Below are 23,335 nucleotides of genomic sequence, written 5' to 3'. Positions count from 1 at the left end.
GTACGCAGAGCCATTTTCCGATTTCGGTTGGCCAATCCGCCGTTCGCCCCTAGGATCCCGCCCCCCGAGCGGGGAAATCGACTCATGGCACTGGAAGCACTGGAACTGGCCAAGGCATGCGCCAAGGCGGCGGATGAGATCCAAGCGGAGGATATCCGCGTCTGGGACATGCGCGGCGTGTCGAATCTCACCGACTTCATGATCGTCTGCTCCGGCTCCTCGATGCCGCACCTGCGCGCGATCCTGCGCGACGTGTCCGCCCATGTGGAGGAATGGACCGGCTCCCGCCCCGCGAATGCCGAGGGCAAGGCCGACACCCGCTGGGTGGTGCTCGATTACATCGATGTGATGGTTCACATCATGCACGACGAACTGCGCGACTACTACGGCCTCGAAAAGCTGTGGGGGGATGCGAAGGAAGTGCTGTGGAAGGACGAACCGGAAGCTCCGGCATCTGACGGTCCCGAGGCCAAGGCTTGATCGCGCCGGGCTTTGGGACTCTTGTTCCCACGTGCGCATTGAAGTCATCAACACCGGCACCGAGCTGACGCTCGGCAACACGCTCAATACCCACGGTGCATGGTTCGGCCGGGAACTTTTCAAGCTGGGCTTGCGGATCGAGCGTCAAACCACCGTGCCGGATGGCGAGGCGATTCGTGAGGCGTTGTCGGAATCCGTTTCGCGTGCGGATGCGGTCATCGTCACCGGCGGCCTCGGCCCCACCAGCGATGATCTGACGCGCGAGATCACCGCCGGGGTGCTGGGGATCGAACTGATGACCGATGAGGCGGCGATCCGGTCGCTGGAGGCGTTTTTCGCGGCACGGAACAAGGCGATGGCGGACTCGAACCGCAAGCAGGCGCTGGTGCCGGTGGGCGCGGATGTGCTGCCGAATCCGAATGGCACCGCGCCCGGCGTGTATGTGCCGCCGCGCTTGAATGGGAAGGGGAATGCCGCGGTGTTCCTGCTGCCCGGCCCACCGCGCGAACTGCATCCGATGTTCCGTGAGGAAGTGGTGCCGCGCCTGCGTGCATTGGCCGGAGTGGAAGCCGCAGCGGGTGCGCTGGAGTTGAAATTCACCGGAGTCGGCGAAAGCGATTTCAACCAGGCGATCGATGCCCGCCTCGCCATGGTGCCGGGCTTGGAATACGGCTACTGCGCGCATATCGGCGAGGTGGACCTGCGCTTGATCGGGGATGAAACGGCGCGTGAGGCCGGGAGGAAGATCGCGCTGGATGAGTTCGACAAGTTTTTGATCAGCGATGATGGCACGTCGTTGCCGGAGGCCGTTTTGAAGCTGTGCCGCGCACGTGGTTGGAAGTTGGCCACGGCGGAGAGTTGTACCGGCGGCCTCATCGCCAGCCGCATCACGGACGTGGCGGGATCGAGCGATATTTTCACGCACGGTTTCGTGACCTACGCCAATGAGGCGAAGCGGGATGTGCTCGGTGTGCCGGAGGAGCTGCTGAAACTCCACGGCGCGGTCAGTGAACCGGTGGCTCGGGCGATGGCGGAAGGGGCGTTGCGTGTCAGCGGCGCGGATGTGGCCGTGGCGGTCACCGGGATCGCCGGACCGGGCGGTGGCAGCGAGGACAAGCCGGTGGGCACCGTCTGGCTGGCTTGGGCGGTCAAGGGGGGGCACACGATCGCGCTCCGCCAGATCCACTTGCGGAACCGCAAGGACTTCAAGCTCGGCGTGAGCCAGGCCGCGCTCGACGGAGTGCGGAAGCTGGCACTGTGACGTGGCTGAAAGCTTCGCTTTCAGAATGTAGGGGGAAGCTCCGCTTTCCCTCTTCGGGGGGGGCGATGTCGTCCGTCCTTCGACTTTCACCCCGCCTCTCCATCTGTCCACGGATGGAAAGCGGAGCTTCCGACCACATTGGCCGCTATGCCGACGGAAACGTATTCGCCACGCGCACCGACTTCTTGAAGTAGAACCACCAGATCAGGAAATAGGCTACTTCGCGGATCGTGGCTCCGACCCCGCCGCCGATACCGGCTTCGAAGACCTTCGGTCCCAGATCCTGCATCAGAAGCAGCGCGACGACTTCGATCACGATGAACGAGCAGAGCCGGACGATGAGGAAGGCTTTGACAATCTTCAGCGCATGCGGGTGTCGCATCCACAGGAGGATGCCGACGACCACGCCGCATGCCACCAGCAGAAGTACGCCGCCGGTTTCCACGAGCAGGGCGTTACGGAGTGCCGGTACTTTTTCCCAGACGCCGACCGTTCCCACCGCTTGAGCCAGCGAGAGCAACGGGCTCAGGATGGTCAGCGCGATGCAGTAGAACAACAGCCAGCCGCCGATGCCGGATGGGCCGGTACCCGGTTGATGGATGGACGTCAATGGGACGCCGCCGATCACCGGAGGAGCATAGGGATTGTAGGGCGCGGGATCCGCAGAAGCCCGGGTCACTGGTACGAGCGTGGAAAGTGGGACCCAGTCCGCCTGCCCGTCCGTCCATGCGAGTTCATCGCCGCGGAGTTCGCCGGTGGCCAGCATGGCCTGGACCTGCTCCCTGGTGAAAGGCCCGGATTGGGTGCCATCTTTGCCGATGTGAATCCGCATGAAGGGTTTTGTTAGAAATGACGTCTGACCTCGAACGTTTCGTGCGTTTCCACGACGGTGGCATTCGGAAACCGTTCTTCGAATTCCGGAAAGCGGGTGTCGCCCTCATGGCGTTCGAACACATGGGACACCAGCAGCGCATCCGTGATGTCCATGAAGGCCGCGTAGATCTCCGCTCCGCCGATGATGAACACCTCGCCACCGAGATCGGATAGTCCTAGTAGTTCGTCCGGTGCATGGATCACCTCCACGCCTGGCGCGCTCCATGTCTTGTCCCGCGTGAGCACGATGTTCCGCCGCTTCGGCAGCGGCCTGCCGATCGACTCATAGGTCTTCCGGCCCATCACGATGGGATAACCGCTGGTGGTGCGCTTGAAAAAGGCGAGGTCCTCCGGCAGATGCCAGGGCAGGGTGCCATGGCGGCCGATGATGCGGTCGGGCGTCATGGCCACGACGGCGGTAAGTCGGGGACGGGTCATCAGGAGGAGGATTTTTCGTCGTCTTCGTAGTGGAACTTGTGCAGCAGCCGGTGTGCGACGGGGAGGAAAAGCAAACCGGCCAGACCGATGAAGCCCAATCCGGAAAACAGCGCATATAGGCCTGCGAAGATTTTCCCGGCCTCCGTCTTCATCGGATCGACCGGCCCCATGCCACCGAGGATCATCGAGGCATTGAGAAACGAATCCACCCACGGCAGGCCTTCCAGCACGTGGTAGCCGAGCATGCCCACGAACAATGCAACGGCCACGCTGCCGAACGCGAACGCCACGGAATGCAGCATGCGCCGGAGAAACAGCGTGCGGGAAATCGGCCGCTGGCGGCGGTGTTCGTAGCGGAACATGGCCGGTCAGACGGCGATGGGGGCCTTGATCGCGGGATGCGGATCGTAGTTCTCCAGGCGGAAATCGTCGTAGGTGAAGGCATCGATGTCCTTCACCGCCGGATTGATCCACATCTTCGGCAGGGCTCGCGGCTCGCGGGTGAGTTGCTCCTTCGCCTGGTCAAGATGGTTGCTGTAGAGATGGAGATCGCCGAAGGTGTGGACGAAGTCGCGCGCCTCATAACCGCAGACCTGTGCGATCATCATCGTGAGCAGGGCGTAGGAGGCGATGTTGAACGGCACGCCGAGGAAGAGATCCGCGCTGCGCTGGTAGAGCTGGCAGGACAGGCCTTTCTTCCCGCCTTCCTCCGTGGCTTCGTGGACGTAGAACTGGAACAGCAGATGGCAGGGCGGGAGCGCCATGCGGTGGATCTCGCCGACGTTCCAGGCCGAGACGATGTGGCGGCGCGAGTGCGGATTGCCGATCAGTCCATCGATGAGCAGATGGATCTGGTCGATGGTGCGTCCATCCCCCGCCTGCCACGCGCGCCATTGCTGGCCGTACACAGGGCCGAGATCGCCGTCCTCGTCCGCCCACTCGTCCCAGATGGTGACGCCGTTTTCCTTCAGGTAGGAGATATTCGTATCGCCCTTCAGGAACCACAGCAGCTCATGGATGATCGAGCGGAGGTGGAGCTTCTTGGTCGTCAGGCACGGGAAGCCCTGGCGGAGATCGTAGCGCTTCTGGTGGCCGAAGATGGAAAGCGTGCCGGTGCCGGTCCGGTCGGAGCGGGACTCGCCGTTTTCCAACACATCGCGGAGCAGATCGAGGTATTGGCGCATGGGGAGAGAATCCGCCATTCCGGGGCTGGACGCAAGAATGACTCTTCCTTTCGGAGTGCGGCGAGTCATCGCCGCTTTCGGTGCCGGAGAGTGATCGACGGGGGTGGTGCGGAGCGGTGGGGAAGAGTTTGAGCCAGGGGGAGGGTGCTTTTGGAACACGGGAGATGGTTGGCGGAAGCAGGCCCTCTTCCCGGCGATCGCTGGCCGCACTCCATATCAGAGAGCAGCCCGCGATCAGCGGCGATCTTTGCATTTGGGGCTCTCCTCAATCGTCCCGGCCGGGAGAGCGGCGGAGGTTCTTCTTCTGCGAGAGCTTGCGCTTGTCCGCGACCGAGCGGCGCTTGGAGCCGCGCGAGCGCTGGCGGTTCTGGCGGCGGTATTTCTCGATTTGGTCGCGGAGCTCGGCGGCTTTCTCCCGGCGGATGTTTTCCAAGCGCTCGCACAATTCCTGGCGGGCGAGGAAGCGGTTCATTTCCCGCGAACGATGGGCCTGGCACTTGATCTCGATGCCGGTAGGGCCGTGCTTCAGGTAAACGCAGGACGAGGTCTTGTTGATCTTCTGTCCACCGGAACCGGATCCGAGAATGAACTTTTCCACGAGGTCGTCTTCCTCCACGCCGATCGTGGCGAGCCGGGCATCGAGGGCGGCTTGTTTTTCGGGAGAGATCATGGAAAGCGCCAGGTTGGCAGTGATCAGTGATCAGAGGAAGACGGACGGACCCGTTCCACGTAGGCTTTCACAGCCTTGCGGATTTCACCAGCCACATCGGCCTCCACGCGGGCGAATGGCGGCACGAACCACGGATAGGAGCCGACAAGATCGCTGACCACCGTGACCTCTCCATCGCAGGTGGTTTCCCCACAGCCGATGCCGATGGTGGGGATGGGAATGGCGGCGGTGACTTCCGCGGCCACGGCGGGAACCACGGACTCCAAGACGACGGCGAAGGCACCGGCATCGGTCACGGCATGCGCATCCGCCAGCAGGGCTTCGCGCTGGGCGGGGGTCTTGCCCTTTTTCTTGTAGCCGCCTTCCTCCAGCACGCTTTGGGGCAGCATGCCGAGGTGACCGCAGAAGGGGATGCCGTCCGCCACGATGGCGCGGATGATTTCCCGGTGTGAGACGCCGCCCTCCAGTTTCACCGCCTCGGCTCCGGCGGCGACCAGTTTGCGGGCGGTGGCAACGGCTTGTTCCGGGGTGTCGTAGGTGTGGATCGGCAGATCGCCCACAATCAGTGCGGCGGGTTTCGCCCGGGCCACGGCGGCGATGTGATGGAGCATGTGATCCAGCGTCACATGGGTGGTGTCCGGAAAGCCGAGCACCACCATGCCCACGGAGTCTCCCACCAGCAGGACATCGGCACCGCCTTCATCCAGCAGGCGCGCGGTGGGATAGTCGTAGGCGGTGATCGCGGCGATGCGCTGCGTGCCCTTGCGGGCGGTGATCGCGGCGGACTTTTCGGAACCGGTCATGATGGGAAGGTGGCTGGCTTGTTACCAATGCGCCTGCACCAGGGCGAGCGGGGCTTCGGCAGAGTCGAGGTGCTGGAGGTGCTCGGCGATGGTGACCTGATCGCCCGGCAGCACCAGTTCCGGACGGATGTCCGCCAGCGGTTGCAGCACAAAGCGGCGGGAGGTGAGGCGCGGGTGTGGCAGCACCAGCAGTCCGGCGTCGATTTCCTCGCTACCGAAGTAGAGGATGTCCACATCAATGATCCGCGGCGCGTTGCGCTCCGGCGTGGCCTCGCGTCCCAGCTTGAACTCGATGGCCTGGGTGTGCCCGAGCAGGTCGAAGGGGGTCCCCGTGAATGCGAACTCCACCACCGTGTTGAAGAAATCCGGAGAGCCATCCGGGCAATGCACCGGCTCCGTCTGATAGATCGGCGCCTGGCGGAAGAGAGCACCGGGCACGGCGATGTTTTTCAGCAGATCGCGGGCGATCTGGAGGTGCGCCAGCTTACGCCCCAGATTCGATCCGAGGGCGATGCCGACTCTTTGGGAAACGGAGGGCTTCAAGACGGCGGAAGGGAAAGGCACGCCGGTTTCCCAGCGCGCCTCTTGTCGAAAGCTGAATGCTGCATAGAGGAAAACTCACTTCAGCCCCAGCACGTCCTGCATATCATACAGTCCGGCGGGCTTGTCGGCGAGCCAGGCGGCGGCGCGCACGGCACCGGCGGCGAAGGTGAGGCGGGAGCTGGCCTTGTGGGTCAATTCCACGCGTTCGCCATCCGCGGCGAAGACGACGGTGTGGTCGCCCACCACATCGCCACCGCGCAGGGTGTGCATGCCGATCTCGCGCGGCTTGCGCGGACCGACGTTGCCGACTCGGCCATGGGCGATGTCCGTCTGGTAGGAGGTGCCGGTTTCCTCATTGAGGATTTCCAGCAACCGGCGGGCGGTGCCGGAGGGCGCGTCGATCTTGTGGCGGTGGTGCATTTCCACCACCTCGATGTCGAAACGGTCTTGTGTGAGGATTTGGGCGGCGCGGCTGGTGAGCCAGAACAAGGTGTTCACCCCCACGGAGTAGTTCGCGGCGAACACGATGGGCAGGGTCTTCGCGGCTTCCTTCACCATCTCGCGTTCCTCATCGGTGTGGCCTGTGGTGCCGATCACGAGACGCGTGCCGTTCTTGAGCGCGGCCTCCACCAGTTCGCGGGTGAACTTGTGCATGGTGAAGTCGATCACGCAGTCCACTCCGGTGAGGGCCTTGATGAGGTCCTCGCCCGCATCGTGGGTGGCGGTGACGGTGACGGCGGGATTGGCTTCGGCGGCTTGGAGGACGGCCTGACCCATGCGGCCGGACTTGCCGGTGACGAGAAGGTTGATCATGGCAATGGGAGGTCTCGGTTTCAGCCCAGCAGGCCGTTGCTGCGGAGGAGCGCGGTGAGAGCGTCCTTGTTGGCGGCGGTGAGCGGGACCAGCGGCAGGCGGAATTCCTCCAGGCAATGGCCGAGCAGCACGGCGGCGGACTTGATCGGCACCGGATTGACGTCCAGCGACATGAGGCCCTTGAGCAGCGGGTAGGTCTGCTTGTGGAGCGCGGCGGCGGCAGTGAAATCTCCGGCGAGGCAGAGGTTCACCAGATTGCTCATGGTTTCCGGGATGATGTTGCTGGCCACGGAGACGAGACCGACGGCACCGCAGACCATGAAGGGCAGCGTGAGCGGATCGTCACCGGAAAGGATGGCGAAGTCCTTCGGAAGCGCGGCCACGAGCTGGTTCACACGCTCCACCGAACCACCGGCTTCCTTGATGGCGACGATGTTCGGGCAATCCGCGGCGAGGCGGGCGGTGGTTTCCACGCCGATCTCGATGCCGGAGCGGCCCGGCACGCTGTAGAGCATCACCGGCAGGGAGGTCTCCGTGGCGATCTTCTTGAAATGCTGGTAGAGGCCTTCCTGGGAGGGCTTGTTGTAGTAGGGGCAGACTTGGAGGGTGCCGGTGGCACCGGCCTTCTCGGCAGCCTGCGTGAGTTCGATGGCCTCATGGGTGGCATTCGCGCCCGTGCCGGCGACCACTTCGCAGCGACCGGCGGCGAACTCCACGGCGAGGCGGATCACCTCGATGTGTTCGTGGGTGTCGAGAGTGGGGGATTCACCGGTGGTGCCGACCGGGACGATGCCGGTGACCTTTCCGGCGATCTGCCGTTCGATGAGGGCTTGGAAGGCGGGAACGTCGACCTTGCCGTCGCGGAAGGGGGTGATGAGGGCGGTGTAGGTGCCGGAAAAACGCATGACTGGATGGGAGTGTGGAGATTGGAAGGCGGACGTCCAACCTTTGAACGTCCGAAAATGCGAAAAAGTCGGCGATGGGGAAACAATCCGCCGCCGGGAGGATGTGCGGAGCGCGCCGGAGGCGTTCGGGGCTGCTTTTCGACCACGCGTCCGTCCTTTCAGACGATGATCGGCAACCCCAGCCTGCGGTGCTCCGCGCGAAGTTTTCGCGCCGCCCGTTTGTGGGCGGGTAAGGCCAGCCGCGCGAACTCGGGGAGTTCGCTTTCCTTGAGATGCTTCGGGCTGTCGTGGAGCGGGGCGATCATCGGGAGCGCGCGACAGCCGTAGCACCGCTCCCGCGGTTTGCCAAGTGGAGAGCCGCTAGGCGGCGATCAATCATCCCGATTGTACTCGTTCTCGTCGTTCCCGCGGTTTTCCAGGAGCGAACGGTGTTCGGCGATGGCGGCGGGCAGGCCGCTGGCGGCAGGATGGGCGGCGGCCCATTGTTCAGCGCGGCTGAGATCGGCCAAGGACATGCCGCGGACGGCTGCGGAAAGCACGGCTCCGGGAGGCAGGTCGGTTTTCCTGCCCTCCACAGAGGCAGCCCAATCGAGCGCGTTCATCGGATCCAGTTTGGCGCGGGCGGTGGAGGCGCGGAGCAAGGTGGCGCTGGTGACGGCAGGGCTGGCAAGCAGATCGCCGGACAGCGAGTCCGCGAGGACATCTCCTTCCGGAGCGTTGATGAGCGTATCGACAAGCGAGGTAAGATAGCCTGTCCCGGTGCCGGGTGGGATGCCTTGAAGGAGGGAGGAGATTTCTCCGGCGGAGGTGCTGCGGGCCAGTTCCTCCGCGGCGGCGCGGCCTGCGGCGGTTTGTTGGGAAGCTGGCAAGATGGATGCACGCTGGATCGCGGCGGCAGGGTCGCTTTTCGCCGTGTTGGCGATGCTGGCGACGCTCATCTCATCGCGGAACTTGCCCGGTGGCAGCCGATCAAGCCACTGCCGGGCTTCCATCGGCGACGTTTGCAACCAGCCTTCGAATTGCTTCCGCAGACTGCCCATCACAGACAGATCCGCGGCTGTCCCCGTCCGGGAGGACAGCAGATCCGCTCCCTTGAGCTGCCCGGCGCGGTAGTTCACCAGATCCGCTTCCGGACCGAGCGAGATTCCGCGGGCCTGCATTTCCTCCATCTCCGCAGCGATCCGGTCGAGGCCGGCTGCATCGCAAGATGAGAGCACGGCGAGAAAATCCGTCATGCGGGCAAGCGGATCGGGATTTTCCAAAGCCTGGCTGGACCGCTGGGCAGCGGAGGAACGATGGACCTGGGAATAGTCCCGGTTATCCTTCTCTCCGGCAGTCCGTGGAGAAGCCGTGCGTTGCTGCAATGGCAGTGGATTGGAAGAATCGTCGTTTTGTTCGTGGGATGCGGGTGTCCGCATGGTTCCCCAGGCGGCCACCGCGGCCAACGCGGTGATCCATGCGAAACGCTCCAGCTTCATCATGGAACGAATCGCCGGATGATGGGTTTGGTGCAATGTGGATGATGTGTCGATTTCGGTGGAATGGGGAATGTATGTGTTCCGGAAGTCGGGCCTTGTTCCGGTTTTTCATGGGGAATGCAAATCGGCTCATGTGGCGAACTTGGAAGATGACATATTTTCGCATAATGCAATGAAGGGGTGACGAACAAGTCACGGATTCGATATGTAGATGGGTGGATGTGGAATGGAATGAATGCGGGGATCATATCCGCGAAGAGGATATGCAGTAATCCATCGAATCATTCTTCCGATCCATGAAATCGACCGCCATTCTCGCCTGCCTCGCCCTGCAGGCCGTGTTTGCCATTTCCTCCCATGCAGCCCTCGTGGTCGCCTGGGACATGAACAACGCCCCCACCGGACTCAATCCCCCGGAGAGCTGGGATCAGGATGATCATGTGATCTCATCCACGCTCGACACCCATGGTGCGGTGTACCAGTTCAACACCACGCCGGGTTTCTATGCGGGCTTCGGTCCCTCGCTCAACATGTCGAACTACATCGGCTTCACGGTGAAGACCACGCCGGGCTACCAGATGAACCTGACGGACCTCGCCTACATCGTGAGTGCGGACGATGCCTCGGCGGGCAGCCACCAGTGGGGCTACCGCATCGACAATGGCAGTGGCTTTGGAGCGTGGACGCTTTCGCCCGTGCTGACGAACGCGACGGCGATCAAGACGTGGGATTTCTCGGACTTCAGCACTACGGGAACCGTTGAGTTCGGCTTCTTCGCCACCGCCCTCGCAACCACCAACGTGGTGAAGCCCGCTGCGGGAGCTCCCAATCGCAATGACCTCCAGTTGAACGGACTCGTGGTCACCGCCGTGCCGGAACCTTCGTCCGTGCTGTTGCTGTCGCTGGGGGCCTTGGGTGCTTTCCGCCGCCGCCGTTGAATGCTTCGAAGCGATTCCTGATGAACGCGCATCCATCCATCCTCGCCGCCATTCCCGCGCTGGCGGTGGCGGCTCAAGCGGCTCCCTTGCACGACTTCACTTCGGCGCGGGTGTACGCGCTCGACAGCATCTGCAGCGAAGCTTCCGGTGTGGCCTACAGCCGGAATACCGATTCGCTTTATGTGATCGGGGACGAAGGCGGGAACTTCATCGAGCTTTCGAAAACCGGTCAGGTGAAAAGCTCGATGCTGCTCCACAATTTCAACAGCTCCGCGGATCCCGAGGGCGTGGCATATCTGGGAAACGGGCGGTTCATGCTCGCGCTGGAGCGCATGCGCCGCGGTTACTTCATCGACTATGTGCCGGGGGCGGAGGCCACACGGATCAATAACACCGGGCCGATCTTCCTTGGTGACGGCAGCGTCCAGGACAACATCGGCCTGGAAGGCATCTGCTACGATCCTCTCACCGATTCGTTATGGGGGGTGAAGGAGCGTGATCCCGTCATGGCCTACGTGATGACCGGCTACACGACCAACCAGCCGGTGGTGACGATGCCGATCAAGGGCTCGAAGTTCATCAATGCGGGGCTATCGAGCATGTCCGACGTCTATGTCCTCGCGAATTGCGCCACGTTTTCCGCTTCCGATCCGCGGCGTCAGAACATTCTGTTCCTGGGGCGGGACGACAAGCGCATCGTCGAGATGACCCGCACGGGCACGGTGGTGGACACGCTGGACATCGCTTTCCTCAATCGTGGCACCATCGAGGGGCTCACGATGGATGACGATGGTGTCCTCTATCTGGTTTCCGAGCAAATCACGGCTGCAAGCCCGGGACAACCGAGCGAGGGACTGAGCTCCCGGCTCATCGTCCTGACTCCGGCACCGCTGAAGGTGATGACGTCCGATATCGTGCGGAGCGGCAGCCAGATGACGGCGGCTTTGACCTGGGGTTCCAGCGTCGGTGTCAGTTATGTGATCGAATACACGCCCGATCTTTCCAGCCCCTGGGCTGCCGTCAGCGGCGTGCAGACGGCGGTTGGAGCTTTCACTTCCGCCACCAGCGCTCCGGTGACCGGCCAGAAGGGTTTCTTCCGTGTGCGGCAGACGACTCCGTGAAAAAACAGCGTGAATGAATCATGGAAACCGCCACCCCGGGGATCCGGAGTGGCGGTTTCGATTCAGTCAATGAGCGGGGAAACGAGGATCTTAGTAGATGCCCGGGCTGCCCACGGTGCCGTTGCCGTTCGGGCTCACGTTGTGGTTGCCGGACTTCCAGGCGCTGTTGGTGCCCACCACGGAGAGCACCCAGTTCTTGAACTTGTTGTCACCAAGAACGGTGGACGGTCCCGGAACGGCGCTGAATTCCTCGGTGCGGGGGCCGGCCGGGTCGGTGCCCGGGGTGGCCTGGTCGTTGTAGGTCAGGCGATCCACGAGCGTGCCGATGCTGTCATAGATGTTGACCTCGTCGTTGCGGCCGAGGTTGACGGTGACGTTGCCGACGACGACGAGACCGGAAGGCTTCGTCACACCGGTGAAGGTGCCGTACCACACCGTGTCGAACACGGATGGATCGGCTTCCGTGATGATGGCGGACTTGCCCGGGGCAAGGGTGCCGATCGCGGAGAGATCCACGGCGTTCGAACCGGAGGTGGCGCGGTGGTTGTCGGAGTAGACATAGCCGGTCAGGTCGATGGAGGCACCGCCAGGAGCGTTGGTGTTGGTGATTTCCACGAACTCACCGTAGAGGCCGGTGTACATCACTTCCGTGATCTTGAGGCCGGCGGCGTTGGAGGCGAGGGTTCCGGCAGCAAGAGCCGCGAACGCGAGAACAAGGGATTTCTTCATTTGTTGGAATGGTTTGTAATGGATGAATACAGGGTTGGGATAGCCAGGATGGTCGTTCGCGCGCAGGACCTCCTGTTTATCACGCCGTGAGACTCGTCTGGATATGTATTCGTATCAAATGAAGGGGTGTGCCGAAGTTGTTTCTGGTCCCCTGGAAACGAAAAAGACAGATATGCGATTGCGTTGTGGAGTCGTGCAATGTGCGATAGATTGTGTGGGTTAAGGGGTTGTGCTGATAAATATTGCTCCAAGGGTGGTCTTCATTGCAAATATCACGGGCACGGCATCTGCTTGCGTATTACATGTCATCCAAATCGGACATGTGGTTTGAAAAACGGATGATGTCTGTTAGAAGGTTGACGGATTCGTCCGATCCTGCTGCCAACCATGGCGTTTTATTGTGTGCCGTGCGGCTGCCAGTGGCGGAGCGTGCATGCACGAAAAAGCCCGGCCGGGAGCCGGGCTTTGACTTGGGAGGAAGGATCTTTCCGCCCTTCCGTGGAGGATGAAGAAACCGGGACGGAAACCCTGGATCAGATCTCGATCTCGCCTTCGAAGACGAAATCGGCCGGACCTGCGAGGGTCACGTTGGTGAAAGTCTGGTCGCCGGTCTTCTCGAAGCCGATTTCCAGCGTGTCACCGCCTTCCACGTCCACCTGGATCGGGGAAGGCGCACCGGTGAGGAGGTGGTGGATCAGCGCGCTGGCCACCATGCCAGTGCCGCAGGCGAGCGTTTCATCCTCCACGCCGCGCTCATAGGTGCGGATGGCGATATGGCCGGGCTCCAGCACCTTGGCGAAGTTCGCGTTGGTGCCCGCCGGGGCGAAGGCTTCGTGGAAGCGGATGGTCGCGCCGTGTTCGACGACGTCCGTTTCATCGAGATCGTCCACGAAGACGACCACGTGTGGAACGCCGGTGTTCAGGAAATGGAGGTCGCCTTCGAGGTCCTCGATCTTCACGCCGGTGTCCAGCTTCAGATCCTTCGGCTCGGACATGGCGATACGGACGTTCTCACCGACCATGTCCGCGGCGAGGGTGCCGGCGATGGTTTCGAAGGTGACGCGTTCCGCCATCTCCTCGCCGAGGTGGGCGGTGAAGCGGCCGAAGCAGCGGGCGCCATTGCCGCACATCTCGGCCTCGCCGCCGTCGGCATTGTAATAGCGGAACTTGTAGTCCGCGCCGTTTTCGGCGGGTTCCACGGCCAGCAGGCCATCCGCGCCGACACCGCGGTGGCGGTCGCAGAGCGCGGCGATGGTATCGCCATCGAGTTCGGCGGAGAGGGACAGGTCGCGGTTGTCGACGACGATGAAATCGTTGCCGGCACCGTTCATCTTGTAGAAGTGCAGGAGCATGGGAAGAAAGTGGTGAAGGGAAGATGGATCAGGCCGACTTGGTGGCGGCGATGAGGGGGGCGGTGAACTCGCGGACGGCTGCTGCGGCGCGGTCCGGGTGAAGCTCCACCTGCTTGACGATCGCCGAGCCGACGATCACGCCATCCGCGGATTCCGCAACCATTTTGGCCTGGTCGGGTGTGGTGATGCCGAAGCCGACGCACACCGGCGTATCGGTGTGGGCCTTGATCGCGGCGACCTGGGCGGCGATGTTCGCGGAGGGAGCCACGTGGCCACCCGTCACGCCGGTGCGGGAGAGTGCGTAGATGAAGCCCTCCGCGCTCTTCGCCAGCAGCCCCACGCGGTCGGCGGGGGTGGTGGGGGCGATCAGGCGGATGTGCTTGAGGCCCTCGCCCCGGGCGAGATCGGTATTCTGGTCGGCTTCGTCCGGCGGCAGGTCCAGCAGCAGGATGCCATCGGCCCCGGCAGCGGCGGCGTCCTGGTGGAAACGCTCGTAGCCGTAGGTGAAGATTGGATTGAGGTAGGTGAAGAGGACGATGGGCGTCTCATGCGTCTCGCGGAAGCGGCGGATGAGTTCCAGCGACTTCGCGGTGGTCATGCCCGCCTTGAGCGCGCGGTCCGCGGCCATCTGGTTGACGATGCCGTCCGCAAGCGGATCGGAGAACGGCAGGCCCAGCTCGATGATGTCCGCTCCAGCGGCCGCGAGGTCCTTGAGGATCTCCAGCGAGGCCTCGAATCCCGGATCACCGGCGGCCACGTAGGCGACGAAGGCTTTTTTCCCTTCGGAACGGAGGCGGGCGAAAGTGGCGTCGATGCGGTTCATGGGTGGTCCTGAGGCGGGGCGGGAGCATTTGCGGTTTCGCCGCCCGTGGCAAGCGTGGGGAAGGGGAGGGATGGGGTCGGTTGGCAGGCCTGTTATTTTCCATCGGGTGAGGATGGGGCGGCTTTGGCTTGTTGAAATGCTTCCAGCATGGGCAGGTCTTCCGTGAAGGTGCCCAGGGAAAGGTGCGAAACTGCGGCCTGAATTCTTTCCCCGTCCTCTTCATCGCGGAGGAGCGAAAGCACGAAGGCGACATCTTCCGTGCTCCAAGTTTGCTCACGCGAGCTTCGATCCGGATACTCCGTTTTCTTGCCCAGCCTCCGGGCGAAAAAAACGGGATCTGCTTCGGGGTCCGCAGCGACGTAGTCCCTCCATGTCTCACGGACGCTCGTAAGGCTCTGGCCTCGGATGACAAGGCCTGCCGCATCCGAACGATCGATCACGGCACGGTTTGCCTTCCATGAAGCCCATGCCAAGGCCGGGGCATGTCGACCGAGAGAAAAATAAAGATGCTGCGAGTAGGTTGACTGGAACAGTTGCCCGTATGGATCATCCGCGCTCGGATGGAGCGTGCCGTAGAGATCCAAGGCGCGGGTGGCGTCGAGCCCCACCAGTTCATCCAGGAAACAACTTAACTCGAAATCCGTGTAGGGGGATTCCATGCCGTTGTTCTGCAACCGGCGGAGTCCGTCTTCGGGCCGGGTGCGGGCATCATCGCGGGCTTTCTCTTCCAATCGCTTTTCGGTTGCCGCGCTGGATTCGCTCCGGGTGGTCCGATCATGAGGGCGAGAGGGACGGCTGGAGGGATTGGAGCTGTTCCCGGTATCAACGGTCTTCTTCTCTCCGTCAGGGTGATCGCATGACGCCAGGACGGCGATCAGCGCGAGGAGAATCGAAAGCCGCTTGAGGGACGTCGCCATGGTCCGGCTGATAACAGGCCGGTGCCGGAGCGTCAAAAAGGGAAAGGAAAGCTGTCGGTGTTTGCGAAAGTTCACAGAAATTTCCAAGGTAGATGCCTCGATCTCATCATGCTCCGCTATCCTTTGATCCTTCTGGCCGTCGTGGCGGCCACCGGTTCCACCCTTGGGGTGGAAGCTCCGTCGTTGCTTCAACTTCTCCGCGACAGCCCCGGTCGTGTAATTCTGGAGGATGGTTCCTCCGCGTCGGCGGACGTGGCGCTCGTTCGCAAGGATGAAGGCGCCGTCTCACGGTGGGCCGTGGTGAACAAGGGCAAGGCCGCGGTGAAGATCCGCGAGGTGGTGCTATACGACGGCGATCACGGCTTGCCCGGGGATACTCCGCTGCACGGCGAGGGCTTCACGAAGCTGTCCCAGACTGCGGGCATGCTGGAGAAACCGGTGGATCTCGATACCTACACCGATCGTGCCCACTACAAGATTCCGGAGCCGGACCGGCTCCGCACCGTTTACAGCGTGGTGACGCTGGCTCCCGCCGGGAAGCAGCGGTTGTTGCTGGGCTTTTCCTCCTGCCGGCGTTTCACCGGGCGCTTCGGCTTCGATGGCAAGCGGCTCCGCGTTTCCGAGGATACGGAGAACCTCACGCTGGAGGCCGGCAAGACTTGGATGCTGGAGGACTTCATGGCCGCTGCCGGAGAGGACCGCGAGGCGCTCTACGACGGGTTCACCGCGGCCATTTCGAAGAATCATCCGCGTCTGAAGCACGATCCAGTGCCGACCGGCTGGAGCTCGTGGATCTGCTTCGGCCCGGGTGTCACCGCGAAGAACGTGTCCGACAATTCCCGCTGGATGAAGGAGAACCTGCCCGGCCTGCGCTACGTGCAGATCGATGACGGCTATCAGCCGTGGATGGGGGATTGGCTGGAAACCGGCAAGGCCTTCGGCGGCGGCGTGCAGGAGGTGCTGAAGGGCATCCGCAAGGATGGGCTCGAGCCCGCGCTGTGGGTCGCACCCTTCGTGGCCAGCCCGCAATCGAGGCTTTTCAAGGAGCATCCGGAATGGTTCGTGACCGGGGACGATGGCAAGCCGCTGCCCTCGAACAAGATCGGCTTCGGCGGCTGGCGGATGGGTCCATGGTATGCGCTCGATGGCACCCACCCGGGTGCGCTGAAGTGGCTGGAGGAAACCTTCCGCACCCTCCACCGCGATTGGGGGGTGACCTATTTCAAACTGGATGCGAACTATTGGGGCGCGATCCACGGCGGCCACCACCACGATCCGAACGCAACCCGTGTGGAAGCCTACCGCCGCGGCATGGAGGCGATCCTGCGCGGCGCGGGGGACAGCTTCATCCTCGGATGCAATCATCCGCTGTGGCCTTCGCTCGGGCTCATCCACGGCTCACGCGCGAGCATGGACGTGGCTCCCTCGTGGAAGTCCTTCAAGGACACTGGTCGCGAAAACCTCTACCGGAACTGGCAGAACGGCCGCCTGTGGTGGAACGACCCGGACAGCCTGCTGCTGGGAACCAAGAGCGCCGACGTGATGGGGCCGGACGGCAAGCCCGTCGGCAAGGGCGGAGTCACTCTGGATGAGACTCTCTTCCACGCGACCCTGCTGCGCGCCACCGGTGGCATGCTGCTGAGCGGCGACAATTTACCATCGCTCCCGCCGGACCGGATCGCGCTGCTGCAGAAGTCCATCCCGCCGACCGGCCGACCGTTCCGGTTCGCCGACGAATCCTTCGCGCTCGGCCGCCTTCAGGACGCGGGGCGTGAGTGGGTGGCCGTCTTCAACTGGGACGACCAGCCCGCCGACCGCGAGGTGACCTTCGGAGGCAAGGCGAAGCTCACCGACTATTGGAGCGGCGGTGATCTCGGCGAACACGGGGGCTCCTTCAAGCTTTCCGCCATGCCACCGCATTCCGGGCGGCTGCTGGAGATCGTGCCGGTGAAGTGAACCGCGGCCGTGGCCGGGCGGGGTGGTGTTTCATCCCGCGCGCCGTCGCGGCAGGGCATCGGCCCGATCCAGCAGGTGCCTGCCGAGGAACTGGCGTACCGGCTCCAGCAAGGCGGGGACGAAAAAGCCGTGGCCGGCTCCAGCTACGGGAATCATCGTACTTTCCACCCCGGCATGCAGCAGGGCGGCATGCATCCCCTCGGATTGGGAAAACGGCACGACCTCGTCCTCGGTGCCATGGATCAGCAGGAAAGGGGCGGCGTCCGGCCCCACCCAGTTCACGGGTGAGGCGCGCCGCGCCGTTTCCAACAGGTCAGGTCCCGCGATGCCGAAAAACCGTTCCGCGAACGCCGCCTCTTCCGGCTCCAATGACTCGGGATGGCCCACCAGCGAGAGGAAATCGGTGGGTCCGAAGAAGCTGGCCACGCAGCGGATGCCGTCCGGGGCGGTCGTCCCGGGCGCATGGGTGCCGAGCATGCCCGCGATCTGTCCGCCCGCGGATACGCCCACGATGCCGATCCGCTCCGGATCGAGATGCCAGGTGGCGGCGTTTTCCCGGAGAAAGGCGAGTGCGGCGCGGGCATCTTCCAAGGGGGCTGGCCAGCGTGCCTCGCCCGTGAGCCGGTAGTTGATGCTGACCAGCGCGAAGTCACCGCTGGCCAGCAGGCTCAGAGGCACGAGACCGTCTTCCTTCTCTCCGGAGTCCCAGGATCCGCCGTGGATGTAGATGACCACCGGATGGGGTGGGCCGTCACCGCGTGGCGGCAGCAGCAGGTCCAGCGTCTGGGCGGGATTGCCGTGGCCCGCGTAGTCGAGATCCCGCAGGTGGGTGAAGGCGGTGGAATTCAGACCGCCAAAGGGGCTAACGGCTTCATCCCTGAACATACGATAGCCTCGCCCGGAATGCCGCTTTCGCAAGGGCCTATCGGTTAGCCTTTCCGTGTGCCGCGGGTCGATGGAGCGGGAAGGAGAGAAGTGAGTTTTTTGAGAAAATCTGCGAATTTTCCGGGATCGTTGGCGTAAGGAGGCGGTCTTTTGTTCATGACCATGTCTCCGTTCTTGCAGTCCTTTTCGTACGGCTTTGTCGCCATCGCCCTCGCAACCTCCGTTCGTGCCGATGATACGGCCACCAGTGCGGAACGCCTCCATGACGTCCTCGGCCCGGATTCGCTGGTGCTGCCAGCACCCATCGACCAGTGGGACAATGCCATCCCGTTGGGCAATGGTGCGACGGGCGGCTTGCTATGGGGTGCGGGAAACAAGCTCAATCTCTCGCTCGACCGCGGCGATCTGTGGGACGAGCGGGCTCCGGACGAGGTCCGTGATCCGAAGTTCACCTACAAGACGCTGTTGGAAGCCATCGCGAAAAAGGACGGTGGCACCTATGGGAAATACTTCGACGGCATCTACGACAAGGGCCGGTGGACGAAGATCCCCGGAGGGCGGCTGGTGATCGAGTTGCCCGCGGACAAGCAGGCGAAGGAATTCCAGCTCGACTTCGAAAAGGCGCTCGGTTCGGTGGTCTTCACCGATGGGACCCGTGCGGAGGCGTTTTTCTCCGCCACGTCTCCGGTGGCGTTGCTGCGGTTGCCCGCCACCGCGAAGTTCGATCTGGTGCGTCCTTCCTCGATCAATCAACTCGGCTATCCCGCACCGGAATTCACCCGTGGTGAAAACGAGGTGTCCTATCTCCAGAAGACCGCCGCGGGTGGCAGCTATGCGTTCTCCGTACGTTGGAAAACGGCGGCCGGGCAGACGCTGGCGGCGATCTCCATCACCTCCGGCGAGCAGGGCGGCGATCCGCTGGCGAAGGCCCGGGAAGGGGCTGCCTCCGCCTTGGCAAAAGGCTGGGACACGCCGTTGGGCGCCCATCTCGCATGGTGGAAGTCGTTCTACCGCACCTCCTCGGTCACGCTGCCGGAGCCGCGTCTCCAGCACCACTATGACCTGGTGAAGTACTACTACGGGGCATCCTCGCGCGCGCAGTCCGATCCGATGCCCCTGCAGGGCGTGTGGACCGCGGATGGCGGCGGCCTGCCGCCGTGGAAGGGTGACTACCACAACGACCTCAACACCCAGATGACCTACGTGGCATGGCAGACCGCGGGACTCACCGATCCGGGGATGTCGTATCTGAACTACTATTGGAACCGTATGCCGGAGTTCCGCGCCTATGGGAAGAACTTCTTCGGCATGAACACGGCGATGGTGCCCGGCGTGATGACCCGCGCCGCGCAGCCGATGGGCGGCTGGCCGCCGTATGCCATGAGCCTCACCGCCGGTCTTTGGAACGGCCACGCGTTCTACCGCTATTGGAAGACGACGCGCGACGACCGGTTCCTGGCCGAGCGGGGCTATCCGTGGCTGAAGGAAGTCGCCACTTCGGTTTTCTCGCTGTGTTCGGAGAAGGACGGCAAGCTGGTGCTGCCGGTGACCTCCAGCCCGGAGTGGAACGATGGCGGTTTCGCCGCCTATCTGAAGCCGAACTCGAATTTCGATCAGGCGCTGCTGCTGTGGTCTTCCGGCGCGTTGGAGGAAATGGCCGCCGCTCTTGGCAAGAAGGACGAGGCGGCGAAGTGGGCCGCGATCAAGGCGAAGCTCGCACCATTGAAGACCGATCCATCCACCGGTGAACTGCTGGTGGCGGAGGGCATCCCCTTCAAGCACTCGCACCGTCACTTTTCCCACGCGATGGCGATCTATCCGCTGGGCCTGCTCGATCCGGCGGGCTCGCCGGATACGGAGAAAACGGTGAAGAGCACGGTGAAGCAGCTCATCGGCAGCGGCTCCGGAGCGTGGGTCGGCTACTCCTTCACCTGGGGAGCGGCGCTCGCCGCCCGTGCCGGGATGCCGGAGGATTCGGCGCGGCCGCTGCGGGACTTCGAGCGCGCCTTCGTCACCCGCAATGGTTTTCATGTGAATGGCGATCAGACGAAGTCCGGTCTCAGCGGCTTCACCTACCGGCCGTTCACTCTGGAGGGGAATTTCCTGTTCATGGATGCCATCCACGAAATGCTCATGCAGAGCCACACCGGCGTGATCCGGCTGTTCCCCGCCGTGCCGGAGGCTTGGAAGGACGCTTCCTTCGCCGATCTGCGGGCCGAAGGCGGGTTCAAGATCTCCGCCACGCGGAAGGACGGGGCCACCCGGTCCTTCACGATCACCGCCGCGAAGGCGTCCACTGCCATCCTGGCCGATCCCTTCCCCGGCGGGGAAATCGCCAGCCTGCCGCCCGGTGCCAAGCGGGAGAACGGCAGGCTCGCCATTCCGCTCCAGCCTGGCGTGGCGGTGACGGTGGAGCGGAAGTGAAAAGAGCCCGGGAGGCTCGAAGAGTTTTTCCGAAGGTCTTATCGAGGAGACTCAAAGAAAGGTTTACTGCGGTCGTGCTTCTTGAACTCCTCCAGGATTTTGCCGATCCATTCGCGATCCTTTTCATGGCATTCCAGTTTGATCGGAGCGGAGGTGAATTTTTCTGGCAGGACTTTTCGCAGGCACTCGAGGCTGGCTCTCAGGATCTTCTCGCGGGGATGGCCGTGGTTTTCCGGAACGGCGAACCGGGTCGCATCCAGTAAAATGGTGCGATCCCCCTCGGGGTCCCCGCCCTTGAACGAAAGGCCGTAGATGGAGGCCAGATTGATATCGCCCACAGGTTCGGGGGCGTTGGTGGGCGGCTTGTTGGGTGCTGAAATCAGATTGATGACATTGGGGAAACCGGAATGGCTGTACCAGTCCACACAGGAGACCGGCCGGATCTCGATTTCACCACTGCCCTGACCGTCAAGCGGTTGATAGGTTTGAACAAGAGCGGCTTCTCCGGCCCAAGCAGCGGCACAACTGCCCAGGAAAACGAGGATGGTGTGTTTCATTTCCGATGACGGTGGGGAGTTCATGACTGTTTCGCAATCCATTCAAAGAGAGGAGACTTTGATCGGGGTGCGATGGCCGGGCGGTGGCCGCCTGCTTGTGAAATCCTTCACAAACGGCTTGAGGCGGGGGCGGTGGGGAGGCAGGGTATCGGTATAGCCACCATGGTCAGTCCTTCCCAGCAGCCGCTCCACGCCGCCTACGACTCGAAAATCGAGGGTAACGTGATCTTCACCCGCGTCGATGCGGCGATGAACTGGATGCGAAAGAACTCGATGTGGCCGATGCCGATGGGCCTCGCCTGCTGCGCGATCGAAATGATGGCCGCCGCCTGCAGCCGCTTTGACCTCAGTCGTTTCGGTGCGGAGGTGATGCGTTTTTCGCCCCGCCAGGCGGACGTGATGATCGTGGCTGGCACGGTGACCTACAAGATGGCGCTGGCCGTGAAACGCATCTGGGACCAGATGCCGGAGCCGAAGTGGTGCATCGCCATGGGCGCGTGTGCCTCGTCCGGCGGGATGTACCGCAGCTACGCGGTGCTCCAGGGCATCGACAAGCTGATCCCGGTGGATGTGTACATTTCCGGGTGCCCGCCGCGCCCCGAGGCGCTGATCGAAGGCCTCATGAAGCTCCAGGCGAAGATCGAGACCCAGCCAGCGCTCCAGCAGCAGAAGCAGGAGTTCCTCAACGAAATGGCCTGAGCCGCACCCTTTTCCCCTTTACCGAAACGATGTCCGCGGAAGACGTGAGCAAGGTGCGCGAGAAATTCGGCGCGCAGGTGAAGTCCGGCAATGAGTTCCGTGGCGAGCACACCGTGACGGTGGAGCTGGCGGCGCTGCACGATGTGATGGCCTTCGCGAAGAACGAGCTCGGCTACGGCATGGTCATCGACATCGCCAGCCTCGACCACTTCGGCGACGATCCGCGGTTCGAGATGGTTTATGAACTCGTCACGGTGGACGACTCGAAGCACCTGCGGGTGAAATCCCCGGTGGGTGAGGATGAGTCCGTGCCGAGCGTGACGGACCTGTGGGCCGGTGCCGATTGGCATGAGCGTGAGGTTTATGACATGATGGGCATCCGGTTCACCAATCATCCGGACCTGCGCCGCATCCTGATGTGGGAAGGTTATCCGTTCTTCCCGCTGCGGAAGGATTTCCCGCTTCAGGGACGTCCTTCGGACATGCCGGACGTCGCTTTCACGGGCATCGCGCCATTGGAAGGCGGTCCGTTCGTGACGTGCGCGGGCGGTGATGACACCATCGGTCGTGAACCGCGGGCCCGTGTGATCGACTGATTTTTCTTCCGGACGATCGCGCCTTTCTCCGCTCCTCGAACCCGCACCCCTCCTGCACGATGAATCGTCTGGTGGCTCGTGCGCATGGGGTGGGGCGGGGCTTCGGCCAGCTCGGGCGGGCGCGCCTGCCGTGGCTGATCGTGCTGGTCATTCTTGGCATCCAGGCCGCCGTTGAATCCTACGGCGGTCACGCGCGGCTTGGTCCGCTTTTCCGCCTGTTGGGTCTGAGCCAGGAGACCATCGGCATGGGGTGGCTGTGGCAGATCGGGACCTATGCCCTGCTCCATGGCAACTGGCTGCATGCTGGATTGAACGCATTCTGCCTGCTTTTGTTGGGAACGCGCGTGGAGCATGTATTGGGACGGCGGATTTTGTTGCGCGCGGTGTTCCTCGCGATTCTGGGCGGGGCTGCCGGGCATCTTCTTTTCGCCTCGCGATATGATGTGACGTTGGTGGGGATTTCCGGCGCGGCCTATGGACTGCTGCTGTTGGTCACCACGCTTTCCCCGGAATCAACCATGTGGCCGTTGATGGTATCCGGCCGCTGGGTCGGTATCGGGCTGTTGGCGGCTTCGGCGCTGCTCGCGTTGATGGACCCGGCGTTGGGATTGCCCCTGTTTTCAAATGGCGGCCGCTATTTGGCGGAACATGGATTGGAATCCTGGTGGGCGCTGAGCCACGGCTGCCACTTCGGCGGCGGCTTGGCCGGGTGGCTCTACGGGCGCTGGCTGCTGCGGCCGCGCGTGACCTTGGAAAAGCTCCGGCGGGAACGTGAGCGCCGCGAAGGCCTCGGGCGGCGAAGCACCGAATCTTGAATTCATAGCGGACTCCGCATGAAGAATGGATGAAATGAAGCCTGCATGGCGGACGTTTTCTTTTGAAGGAGTCAT

26 protein-coding genes are annotated in these 23,335 nt (G+C 63.0%); 9 read left to right on the top strand and 17 right to left on the bottom strand.

The window, feature by feature from the left end:
- The first annotated feature begins 84 nt into the window (after window positions 1-84).
- Together rsfS and KBB96_RS11185 are read left to right on the top strand one after the other, a co-directional pair.
- Complete coding sequence (rsfS, locus tag KBB96_RS11190; protein WP_211629508.1) at window positions 85-480, top strand: ribosome silencing factor; 396 nt, start codon at window positions 85-87, stop codon at window positions 478-480.
- Window positions 481-511: 31 nt separating this feature from the next.
- Window positions 512-1,741 carry a competence/damage-inducible protein A gene (locus KBB96_RS11185; protein ID WP_264176972.1) on the top strand — a complete coding sequence of 410 codons (1,230 nt, stop codon included), beginning with the start codon at window positions 512-514 and terminating at the stop codon, window positions 1,739-1,741.
- Between the two features lie 145 nt (window positions 1,742-1,886).
- Here the strand turns inward: KBB96_RS11185 and KBB96_RS11180 are convergent, their stop codons facing one another.
- The 11 genes from KBB96_RS11180 to KBB96_RS11130 form a co-directional block, all read right to left on the bottom strand.
- Window positions 1,887-2,573 carry a GYF domain-containing protein gene (locus KBB96_RS11180; protein ID WP_211629504.1) on the bottom strand — a complete coding sequence of 229 codons (687 nt, stop codon included), beginning with the start codon at window positions 2,571-2,573 and terminating at the stop codon, window positions 1,887-1,889.
- An 11-nt stretch (window positions 2,574-2,584) separates the two neighbouring features.
- Window positions 2,585-3,052, bottom strand: a complete 468-nt coding sequence (locus KBB96_RS11175; RefSeq protein WP_211629502.1) for a dihydrofolate reductase — start codon at window positions 3,050-3,052, stop codon at window positions 2,585-2,587.
- A complete protein-coding gene (locus KBB96_RS11170; RefSeq protein ID WP_211629500.1) occupies window positions 3,052-3,414 on the bottom strand; it encodes a hypothetical protein in 363 nt (120 codons plus the stop codon). The genes KBB96_RS11175 and KBB96_RS11170 overlap by 1 nt, the downstream gene beginning before the upstream one ends.
- Window positions 3,415-3,420: 6 nt before the next feature.
- Complete coding sequence (locus KBB96_RS11165; RefSeq protein WP_211629497.1) at window positions 3,421-4,236, bottom strand: thymidylate synthase; 816 nt, start codon at window positions 4,234-4,236, stop codon at window positions 3,421-3,423.
- Between the two features lie 265 nt (window positions 4,237-4,501).
- A complete protein-coding gene (locus KBB96_RS11160; protein ID WP_211629495.1) occupies window positions 4,502-4,906 on the bottom strand; it encodes a peptide chain release factor family protein in 405 nt (134 codons plus the stop codon).
- A gap of 23 nt (window positions 4,907-4,929) precedes the next feature.
- On the bottom strand, window positions 4,930-5,709 hold the full coding sequence (panB, locus tag KBB96_RS11155; RefSeq protein WP_211629494.1) for a 3-methyl-2-oxobutanoate hydroxymethyltransferase: 780 nt from the start codon (window positions 5,707-5,709) through the stop codon (window positions 4,930-4,932).
- A 21-nt stretch (window positions 5,710-5,730) separates the two neighbouring features.
- Window positions 5,731-6,252 (bottom strand): 2-amino-4-hydroxy-6-hydroxymethyldihydropteridine diphosphokinase, encoded by a 522-nt coding sequence (gene folK, locus KBB96_RS11150; protein WP_211629493.1) that lies wholly within the window; start codon window positions 6,250-6,252, stop codon window positions 5,731-5,733.
- A gap of 75 nt (window positions 6,253-6,327) precedes the next feature.
- On the bottom strand, window positions 6,328-7,065 hold the full coding sequence (gene dapB / locus KBB96_RS11145; RefSeq protein ID WP_211629492.1) for a 4-hydroxy-tetrahydrodipicolinate reductase: 738 nt from the start codon (window positions 7,063-7,065) through the stop codon (window positions 6,328-6,330).
- A 20-nt stretch (window positions 7,066-7,085) separates the two neighbouring features.
- Window positions 7,086-7,970 (bottom strand): 4-hydroxy-tetrahydrodipicolinate synthase, encoded by an 885-nt coding sequence (gene dapA / locus KBB96_RS11140; protein WP_211629491.1) that lies wholly within the window; start codon window positions 7,968-7,970, stop codon window positions 7,086-7,088.
- A 158-nt stretch (window positions 7,971-8,128) separates the two neighbouring features.
- Window positions 8,129-8,275: a hypothetical protein gene (locus tag KBB96_RS11135; protein WP_211629490.1), complete on the bottom strand. Its 147-nt coding sequence runs from the start codon at window positions 8,273-8,275 to the stop codon at window positions 8,129-8,131.
- Between the two features lie 66 nt (window positions 8,276-8,341).
- The gene (locus KBB96_RS11130) at window positions 8,342-9,451 is read right to left on the bottom strand and encodes a hypothetical protein (protein WP_211629489.1); all 1,110 of its coding nucleotides are present in this window, start codon (window positions 9,449-9,451) and stop codon (window positions 8,342-8,344) included.
- Between the two features lie 293 nt (window positions 9,452-9,744).
- Here KBB96_RS11130 and KBB96_RS11125 point away from each other — a divergent pair, with 293 nt between their 5' ends.
- Together KBB96_RS11125 and KBB96_RS11120 are read left to right on the top strand one after the other, a co-directional pair.
- Complete coding sequence (locus tag KBB96_RS11125) at window positions 9,745-10,386, top strand: PEP-CTERM sorting domain-containing protein (protein ID WP_211629488.1); 642 nt, start codon at window positions 9,745-9,747, stop codon at window positions 10,384-10,386.
- Window positions 10,387-10,406: 20 nt separating this feature from the next.
- Window positions 10,407-11,507 carry an SdiA-regulated domain-containing protein gene (locus KBB96_RS11120; protein ID WP_211629486.1) on the top strand — a complete coding sequence of 367 codons (1,101 nt, stop codon included), beginning with the start codon at window positions 10,407-10,409 and terminating at the stop codon, window positions 11,505-11,507.
- Window positions 11,508-11,597: 90 nt separating this feature from the next.
- On the opposite strand, the gene KBB96_RS11115 is transcribed toward KBB96_RS11120, so the two are convergent.
- The 4 genes from KBB96_RS11115 to KBB96_RS11100 all read right to left on the bottom strand — a co-directional run bounded on the left by KBB96_RS11115 (window position 11,598) and on the right by KBB96_RS11100 (window position 15,328).
- Window positions 11,598-12,236 (bottom strand): lamin tail domain-containing protein, encoded by a 639-nt coding sequence (locus tag KBB96_RS11115; RefSeq protein WP_211629484.1) that lies wholly within the window; start codon window positions 12,234-12,236, stop codon window positions 11,598-11,600.
- Window positions 12,237-12,769: 533 nt separating this feature from the next.
- Complete coding sequence (dapF, locus tag KBB96_RS11110; protein ID WP_211629483.1) at window positions 12,770-13,588, bottom strand: diaminopimelate epimerase; 819 nt, start codon at window positions 13,586-13,588, stop codon at window positions 12,770-12,772.
- Between the two features lie 28 nt (window positions 13,589-13,616).
- On the bottom strand, window positions 13,617-14,411 hold the full coding sequence (gene trpA, locus KBB96_RS11105; protein WP_211629481.1) for a tryptophan synthase subunit alpha: 795 nt from the start codon (window positions 14,409-14,411) through the stop codon (window positions 13,617-13,619).
- Window positions 14,412-14,503: 92 nt separating this feature from the next.
- Window positions 14,504-15,328 (bottom strand): hypothetical protein, encoded by an 825-nt coding sequence (locus KBB96_RS11100; protein WP_211629480.1) that lies wholly within the window; start codon window positions 15,326-15,328, stop codon window positions 14,504-14,506.
- 108 nt (window positions 15,329-15,436) lie between these two features.
- On the opposite strand from KBB96_RS11100, the gene KBB96_RS11095 reads away from it, so the two are divergent.
- Complete coding sequence (locus KBB96_RS11095; protein ID WP_211629479.1) at window positions 15,437-17,284, top strand: glycoside hydrolase family 36 protein; 1,848 nt, start codon at window positions 15,437-15,439, stop codon at window positions 17,282-17,284.
- Between the two features lie 30 nt (window positions 17,285-17,314).
- Here the strand turns inward: KBB96_RS11095 and KBB96_RS11090 are convergent, their stop codons facing one another.
- Entirely contained in the window at window positions 17,315-18,169 is an 855-nt protein-coding gene (locus KBB96_RS11090) for an alpha/beta hydrolase (RefSeq protein ID WP_211629478.1), read from the bottom strand.
- Window positions 18,170-18,331: 162 nt separating this feature from the next.
- Between KBB96_RS11090 and KBB96_RS11085 the strand changes: the two genes are divergently transcribed.
- Window positions 18,332-20,593, top strand: a complete 2,262-nt coding sequence (locus KBB96_RS11085) for a glycosyl hydrolase family 95 catalytic domain-containing protein (RefSeq protein ID WP_211629477.1) — start codon at window positions 18,332-18,334, stop codon at window positions 20,591-20,593.
- 38 nt (window positions 20,594-20,631) lie between these two features.
- Here the strand turns inward: KBB96_RS11085 and KBB96_RS11080 are convergent, their stop codons facing one another.
- Window positions 20,632-21,150, bottom strand: coding sequence for a hypothetical protein (locus tag KBB96_RS11080; RefSeq protein WP_211629476.1), 519 nt, complete (start codon window positions 21,148-21,150; stop codon window positions 20,632-20,634).
- Between the two features lie 162 nt (window positions 21,151-21,312).
- Between KBB96_RS11080 and nuoB the strand changes: the two genes are divergently transcribed.
- Genes nuoB through KBB96_RS11065 form a run of 3 tightly spaced genes read left to right on the top strand, consistent with a single transcriptional unit; the run spans window position 21,313 to window position 23,260 of the window.
- On the top strand, window positions 21,313-21,849 hold the full coding sequence (nuoB, locus tag KBB96_RS11075) for an NADH-quinone oxidoreductase subunit NuoB (protein ID WP_211629475.1): 537 nt from the start codon (window positions 21,313-21,315) through the stop codon (window positions 21,847-21,849).
- 29 nt (window positions 21,850-21,878) lie between these two features.
- Window positions 21,879-22,445 carry an NADH-quinone oxidoreductase subunit C gene (locus KBB96_RS11070; protein ID WP_211629474.1) on the top strand — a complete coding sequence of 189 codons (567 nt, stop codon included), beginning with the start codon at window positions 21,879-21,881 and terminating at the stop codon, window positions 22,443-22,445.
- Between the two features lie 59 nt (window positions 22,446-22,504).
- Entirely contained in the window at window positions 22,505-23,260 is a 756-nt protein-coding gene (locus KBB96_RS11065) for a rhomboid family intramembrane serine protease (protein ID WP_211629473.1), read from the top strand.
- Window positions 23,261-23,335 lie beyond the last annotated feature (75 nt).

The organism is Luteolibacter ambystomatis (assembly GCF_018137965.1).
GTDB classification, from domain to species: domain Bacteria; phylum Verrucomicrobiota; class Verrucomicrobiia; order Verrucomicrobiales; family Akkermansiaceae; genus Luteolibacter; species Luteolibacter ambystomatis.
This window is presented reverse-complemented; position numbering and strand designations above follow the sequence as displayed.

Excerpts from the sequence above, each read along its gene's own strand:
- KBB96_RS11100 (WP_211629480.1), bottom strand. The coding sequence starts at position 15,328 with ATGGCGACGTCCCTCAAGCGGCTTTCGATTCTCCTCGCGCTGATCGCC.
- KBB96_RS11095 (WP_211629479.1), top strand. The coding sequence starts at position 15,437 with ATGCTCCGCTATCCTTTGATCCTTCTGGCCGTCGTGGCGGCCACCGGT.
- KBB96_RS11160 (WP_211629495.1), bottom strand. The coding sequence starts at position 4,906 with ATGATCTCTCCCGAAAAACAAGCCGCCCTCGATGCCCGGCTCGCCACG.
- KBB96_RS11080 (WP_211629476.1), bottom strand. The coding sequence starts at position 21,150 with ATGAAACACACCATCCTCGTTTTCCTGGGCAGTTGTGCCGCTGCTTGG.
- KBB96_RS11175 (WP_211629502.1), bottom strand. The coding sequence starts at position 3,052 with ATGACCCGTCCCCGACTTACCGCCGTCGTGGCCATGACGCCCGACCGC.
- dapF (WP_211629483.1), bottom strand. The coding sequence starts at position 13,588 with ATGCTCCTGCACTTCTACAAGATGAACGGTGCCGGCAACGATTTCATC.
- KBB96_RS11135 (WP_211629490.1), bottom strand. The coding sequence starts at position 8,275 with ATGATCGCCCCGCTCCACGACAGCCCGAAGCATCTCAAGGAAAGCGAA.
- KBB96_RS11125 (WP_211629488.1), top strand. The coding sequence starts at position 9,745 with ATGAAATCGACCGCCATTCTCGCCTGCCTCGCCCTGCAGGCCGTGTTT.
- dapB (WP_211629492.1), bottom strand. The coding sequence starts at position 7,065 with ATGATCAACCTTCTCGTCACCGGCAAGTCCGGCCGCATGGGTCAGGCC.
- panB (WP_211629494.1), bottom strand. The coding sequence starts at position 5,709 with ATGACCGGTTCCGAAAAGTCCGCCGCGATCACCGCCCGCAAGGGCACG.
- rsfS (WP_211629508.1), top strand. The coding sequence starts at position 85 with ATGGCACTGGAAGCACTGGAACTGGCCAAGGCATGCGCCAAGGCGGCG.
- KBB96_RS11170 (WP_211629500.1), bottom strand. The coding sequence starts at position 3,414 with ATGTTCCGCTACGAACACCGCCGCCAGCGGCCGATTTCCCGCACGCTG.
- KBB96_RS11165 (WP_211629497.1), bottom strand. The coding sequence starts at position 4,236 with ATGCGCCAATACCTCGATCTGCTCCGCGATGTGTTGGAAAACGGCGAG.
- KBB96_RS11065 (WP_211629473.1), top strand. The coding sequence starts at position 22,505 with ATGAATCGTCTGGTGGCTCGTGCGCATGGGGTGGGGCGGGGCTTCGGC.
- KBB96_RS11085 (WP_211629477.1), top strand. The coding sequence starts at position 18,332 with ATGTCTCCGTTCTTGCAGTCCTTTTCGTACGGCTTTGTCGCCATCGCC.
- dapA (WP_211629491.1), bottom strand. The coding sequence starts at position 7,970 with ATGCGTTTTTCCGGCACCTACACCGCCCTCATCACCCCCTTCCGCGAC.
- KBB96_RS11090 (WP_211629478.1), bottom strand. The coding sequence starts at position 18,169 with ATGTTCAGGGATGAAGCCGTTAGCCCCTTTGGCGGTCTGAATTCCACC.
- KBB96_RS11180 (WP_211629504.1), bottom strand. The coding sequence starts at position 2,573 with ATGCGGATTCACATCGGCAAAGATGGCACCCAATCCGGGCCTTTCACC.
- KBB96_RS11130 (WP_211629489.1), bottom strand. The coding sequence starts at position 9,451 with ATGATGAAGCTGGAGCGTTTCGCATGGATCACCGCGTTGGCCGCGGTG.
- KBB96_RS11120 (WP_211629486.1), top strand. The coding sequence starts at position 10,407 with ATGAACGCGCATCCATCCATCCTCGCCGCCATTCCCGCGCTGGCGGTG.
- trpA (WP_211629481.1), bottom strand. The coding sequence starts at position 14,411 with ATGAACCGCATCGACGCCACTTTCGCCCGCCTCCGTTCCGAAGGGAAA.
- KBB96_RS11070 (WP_211629474.1), top strand. The coding sequence starts at position 21,879 with ATGTCCGCGGAAGACGTGAGCAAGGTGCGCGAGAAATTCGGCGCGCAG.
- nuoB (WP_211629475.1), top strand. The coding sequence starts at position 21,313 with ATGGTCAGTCCTTCCCAGCAGCCGCTCCACGCCGCCTACGACTCGAAA.
- KBB96_RS11115 (WP_211629484.1), bottom strand. The coding sequence starts at position 12,236 with ATGAAGAAATCCCTTGTTCTCGCGTTCGCGGCTCTTGCTGCCGGAACC.